Origin of the sequence: Marinobacter sp. UBA2498 (assembly GCF_002341575.1) — a bacterium.
Classification (GTDB): Bacteria; Pseudomonadota; Gammaproteobacteria; order Pseudomonadales; family Oleiphilaceae; genus Marinobacter; species Marinobacter manganoxydans.
The window spans coordinates 1-4,485 of sequence record NZ_DDOI01000016.1 but is presented as its reverse complement, the minus strand read 5'-3'; the positions used below and the strand labels follow the sequence as shown (position 1 = coordinate 4,485).

Sequence of the window (4,485 nt, the reverse complement as noted above, 5' to 3'; positions counted from 1 at the left end):
TGGCGACGCCGTATCTGGGCATCGAAGCGCGGGGCGGTTTTGGCGTGGATGACGACCGCATCGGCGGAGTCGATTATTCACTGGATAACTTCTTCGGCGGCTACGCCACGTTCAATCTGGCCAACGAATCACCCATTACGCCGTACGCTATCCTCGGTTTCACCCGGGTCGAAATCGAAGCTTCTTCGTTTCTGGGCACTGCCACCGAGGATGAAACGGACGTGTCCTACGGCATCGGCATGAATATGGAATTTGCGCCGAACCTGTCCGGCAACCTTGAATACATGCGTTATTATGAAGACAGTAATGCCGAAGTCGATGGTCTGGGCGTCGGTATTCAATTCAACTTCTGAAACCAGGCCACCGGGGAGACTGTTTGAACCATCTGGCTCATGTATTTCTCGCGCCGGACTCACCTGAAGCTCGGGTGGGGAGCATCCTCGGTGACTTTACCCGGGGCGTCGATCTCTCGACGCTGCCGGACCCGGTGAAGCAGGGCGTCCGCCACCATCGGGCGGTCGACAGCTTCACCGACCAGCACCCCGACGTACTTGCCAGCAAACAGGTCTTCTCCCGTCAACGTCGTCGATTTGCCGGCGTTGCGCTCGATATTCTCTATGACCATTTTCTTCTCAAACACTGGGACCGGTTCAGTGAAATTGAGCAAGAGGCGTTTATTCGCGGTATATACAACGAGTTGCAGCAGAAAGAACATCTAATGCCGGAAAAAATGGCCAGAGTTACCCGAATGATGGTGTGGAACGACTGGTTCGGGGCCTACCAGGACCTTGAAAACATCGGGAAGGCACTGGACCGCGTTGCGGGGCGCATACGGTTCAGAAATGATTTCGCTGGCATGATCACGGAAATCCGCGCAAACCACGAAGAACTGGAGCACAATTTTTTATCATTTTTCCCGGATTTACAGGAATTTGCAGGAGGTATTGAATGAGGTTTGTTATTAGGGCGTTGTTGGCTATGGCATTGGTTTTTCCATCAGCGATGGCAGTTTCTGCGGAGGCCGATGCCAACAATAACCAGCAGCGACCGCCGGAAACCCTTGGCTATGTTGAATGGGTAGTCATGAAAGATACCAACCTGAGGCTTAAGGCGCGACTCGATACAGGCGCCAAAACGTCGTCTCTGCACGCGGTCAACATCGAGGGCTTTGAGCGCGACGGAGAGGAGTGGGTCAGTTTCCAGATTCCACTGGGTGACCACGAGGACCAGCCGACCGAGGGCGAACTGGACCATGACGACGTCATTCTGGAGTTCGAGCGGCCGGTCGAGCGAACAGTTCTGATTAAACGAAAAGGCGCGCCATCCCAGAAGCGATATGTGGTCATGATGGACTTCTGCATTGCCGGAACCACCCATACCACGCAGTTTTCACTGACAGACCGCGGCAAGTTCTCCTATCCGGCGCTGCTGGGTCGCCGATTCATGCGCGATGACAACATCCTGATTGATTCGGCAGACTCGTTTATGGCTGAAAAAGAGTGTGAGTACATAACGCTGGAAGAGCTGGCAAAGAGGCATGCCGAGAATGTGGTAGAGGAAACCGACACGGACTCTTAACCACAGGAACTGGGATCTTCATCCCAGTTCACCAGTTTTTCTTCCAGTATTGCGGCCGCCGCAGAGGAACTGTGGGCATTCAGGGCATTTTCAATAATCTCCTGATAGCGGCCGCTTTCACGCAGATTGGCCAATCCCCGATCAAATGTCCGCTTGAGGCGGCCCGCCTCCGGGTCGTCACGAGAAAACGGGAGATGGTAGAGAGCACTTCTAAGCGGCCTTGGATGGAACTCCAGCCGGGCTCCCGCTTCTGGCCCCAGGTGATGGGCAATCATCGCTTCACCAACCACCGGATCCATGGGAAAAAGATCGATCCGCTCAAGCAACAGCTTCCGGAAATTGGCAATGTCGGACGTGGTGACATCGGAACTTACCAGACCACTGTCGATAGCATCGCTGAGTGTCTGTCCGTAGCTGTAATCCTGCGTAAGTCCGACAGTCTTCCCACTGAGATCTGGCAATGCATCCCAATCGAATGGCATTTCCTGCCGATGATAAAACACATATTGATAGGGCAAAATTGGCGCGGAATAGAGAAACTCGCGTTTTCTTTCCGCCGTGCATGACCAGACCGCCGACGCCTGGTATTTCTTGGACTTCACCAGGGCCAGGGCTCGGGACCAGGGAAAGAAAGAAAACTCCACGCGTATGTCTTCGCTGTCAAAAGCCTCGCGAATAATCTGCGCCAGAAAACCACCGTGCGGACTTTCCTTATCCAGGTAGGGAGGCCACTGGCCGGTGGTGACTCGGATGATTTCCTGATTAGCTGCCGCAGGACTTATCGGCATCAGGGAGAATAACATGGAAAACAGAAACAGCCGGTACCACTTCATTAATGAACACCTGAAAGCCGGATAGGTGAGTTGGGTGCGCACAGAGTGTAACGACTGTATTGATGTGAGCTTGAGTGTTGCTATACTAGATTTAACATAATATACATTATACGCACTTTGATGCTGGGGATTGAATACTGTTTTGTGCGTTTGGTGGACGACCACAGTAAGTACTAAAACTTTTAACAGTAAGTGCTAAATTTCCACGGTGAGTACTACTAAGTCTAACTTTCTGATTTGCAGCGTTTTTGTCCATGCTGGCTCTGACCTCGTCAGCGCTGGAGGCGCCAAGCGCGAATCCCCAAAAACACATGAAACTGTAGTCGCCAAAACCAAGACGCTGTTTTTGAGAATACGCATGCTCAACCCCCTGTTGATCGCCAGTGTTCTGTTAAGAACGGTGCCCCGGTCTAAAAGGTTCAAATGGATATGGCTAAGCGCGAGATTCCACCCTATATTTGTAGCAATGACAGACCCATCCGACAGAGAAAAACGCTGTTTCCACAACGGTGAGCGCATTCTTCTGGCCTTTGCCAGCCAGACTGACACCGCAAAAGGCCTTGCAACACGGATCTATGAACACAACTCATCCATGTGCGATATGGTAAATCTGGCGGAGATTGAACCCGAGACGCTGGAGCAATACGGGCGCCACATTTTTATTGTCTCGACATTTGGTGAGGGAGAGGCGCCGACCGAGGCGCGTCCCTTTGCCCAGGCGCTCGACCAGTCGAGCATCAATCTGGACCAGGTAAAATTTGCGGTGCTGGCTCTGGGTAAACCGGCAGTACGCAGACTTTTGCGGTTTTGGTAAACATCTGACCCAACAACTGCTTCGTCGGGGCGCGGACCCGCGAATTCCGACCACCGAATTGCATCGTAATGACGCCGCCGTGTTCAGCCATTGGTGGCAGAAGCTGTCGGAAACCTTTGGCATCGCGCTGGAACCCGATATGAGCAACTGGGAAGTGGCGACCGTGATGGATACGGAGTGGCGAAGCGAGTCAGCGCTCGACCTCATCTTTTACATTCAGTGTCTGGAGCATGAACAGGCGACGGCTCTTCGCTTTAAGCCCAAACGAAAAAATCCAAACCTCGAGCCATTTGTCGCCGAGATCAACCCGGACCCCTCGAATCCCTTTACCCGCATCCGAGTCACCGCGGACCATACAAAGCTCGATAAGAGCGGAACCGCCAAACTACTGTTGTCTGCACAGCCAGGCGATAAGTGGCACGTTCAGGTGACCGGCTCAGAAAATGACAACTGAGCGGCTTCTTTGGGCAAACCGAGAAGGCGTTGGCTGAGGCTCAATGAAGGCTTACCGCGCTCGCTGCAAAATCTGGCGCTGTGGTCGCAAAGCGAATAGTAGGATTCCAGTTTCAACTGTCAGATCTACTCTCGGATTTCAATGGTATGAGGTAAGGTAGCAAAGCATCGGACCTATCCAAATCACGAAAGAGATGCAGAGTCCGAATTTTCCGGGTTTCAACAGCGTGCTTTTCTTCGGATTGTTTGGGTTATAAAAAATCTTTACCAAGTCCCCCTGCCGATCCACGCTTTTGAACTGATGATCGAGAATACCTTTGGCGTTTCGATTGGTGACGAAGATCCAGGGTGAGACACGTTTGCCCTGATACCTTCTACCGCTGATCTCATATTCGTAGAGGGCGCTGACCACATAACGAGTATCAGCGTCATATCGATCGCTCCCGCCGATGGTGCGGGGGCCGCCTTCCAGCAATTTGCCTGTGACTGAAGGCCACTGCCGCATTCGCAACTGGCCTATGAGCGAAATACTCATGATCAAAAAGCAGTAAACGGCAATGAAAAACAGAACACCTTGCTTTTCGCCGGCTCTAGCCAGATCCCACATCGTGATGAGGTATTCCACGCAGTTTGCTCTGTTGGTTGAGGAGTGATCTGCCTATTTTCCGTATTTTCTAAGGGCGGGTTGGCAGACAAACGTGAAAAATTCCCCAGAAACACGCCCAATCCATTGAATTTCCGAATTTTTGGGTAGGTTTTTTTTATCCAGCTTCATCCTCAACGCTCGGCCGAGCTTTGGACGCTCCC

At 52.3% G+C, this 4,485-nt stretch carries 7 protein-coding genes; 5 read left to right on the top strand and 2 right to left on the bottom strand.

Features of this window, described 5'->3' with window-relative positions:
* The 3 genes from B2W52_RS01700 to B2W52_RS01690 all read left to right on the top strand — a co-directional run.
* A partial coding sequence (locus tag B2W52_RS01700; protein ID WP_286801062.1) for an outer membrane beta-barrel protein occupies nt 1-353 on the top strand: 353 nt, incomplete at its 5' end.
* A 23-nt stretch (nt 354-376) separates the two neighbouring features.
* Nucleotides 377-952 (top strand): acyl carrier protein phosphodiesterase, encoded by a 576-nt coding sequence (locus B2W52_RS01695; RefSeq protein WP_008169716.1) that lies wholly within the window; start codon nt 377-379, stop codon nt 950-952.
* A complete protein-coding gene (locus tag B2W52_RS01690) occupies nt 949-1,578 on the top strand; it encodes an ATP-dependent zinc protease family protein (RefSeq protein WP_008169718.1) in 630 nt (209 codons plus the stop codon). The genes B2W52_RS01695 and B2W52_RS01690 overlap by 4 nt, the downstream gene beginning before the upstream one ends.
* Here B2W52_RS01690 and B2W52_RS01685 read toward each other — a convergent pair.
* Nucleotides 1,575-2,411, bottom strand: coding sequence for a substrate-binding periplasmic protein (locus B2W52_RS01685; protein ID WP_008169721.1), 837 nt, complete (start codon nt 2,409-2,411; stop codon nt 1,575-1,577). The genes B2W52_RS01690 and B2W52_RS01685 overlap by 4 nt on opposite strands.
* Nucleotides 2,412-2,877: 466 nt before the next feature.
* Here B2W52_RS01685 and B2W52_RS01680 point away from each other — a divergent pair, with 466 nt between their 5' ends.
* The gene (locus tag B2W52_RS01680; RefSeq protein ID WP_273069296.1) at nt 2,878-3,225 is read left to right on the top strand and encodes a flavodoxin domain-containing protein; all 348 of its coding nucleotides are present in this window, start codon (nt 2,878-2,880) and stop codon (nt 3,223-3,225) included.
* Between the two features lie 58 nt (nt 3,226-3,283).
* A complete protein-coding gene (locus tag B2W52_RS01675; RefSeq protein WP_273069295.1) occupies nt 3,284-3,679 on the top strand; it encodes a hypothetical protein in 396 nt (131 codons plus the stop codon).
* A gap of 138 nt (nt 3,680-3,817) precedes the next feature.
* On the opposite strand, the gene B2W52_RS01670 is transcribed toward B2W52_RS01675, so the two are convergent.
* Nucleotides 3,818-4,303: a DUF3592 domain-containing protein gene (locus B2W52_RS01670; RefSeq protein WP_273069294.1), complete on the bottom strand. Its 486-nt coding sequence runs from the start codon at nt 4,301-4,303 to the stop codon at nt 3,818-3,820.
* Between the last annotated feature and the right edge of the window lie 182 nt (nt 4,304-4,485).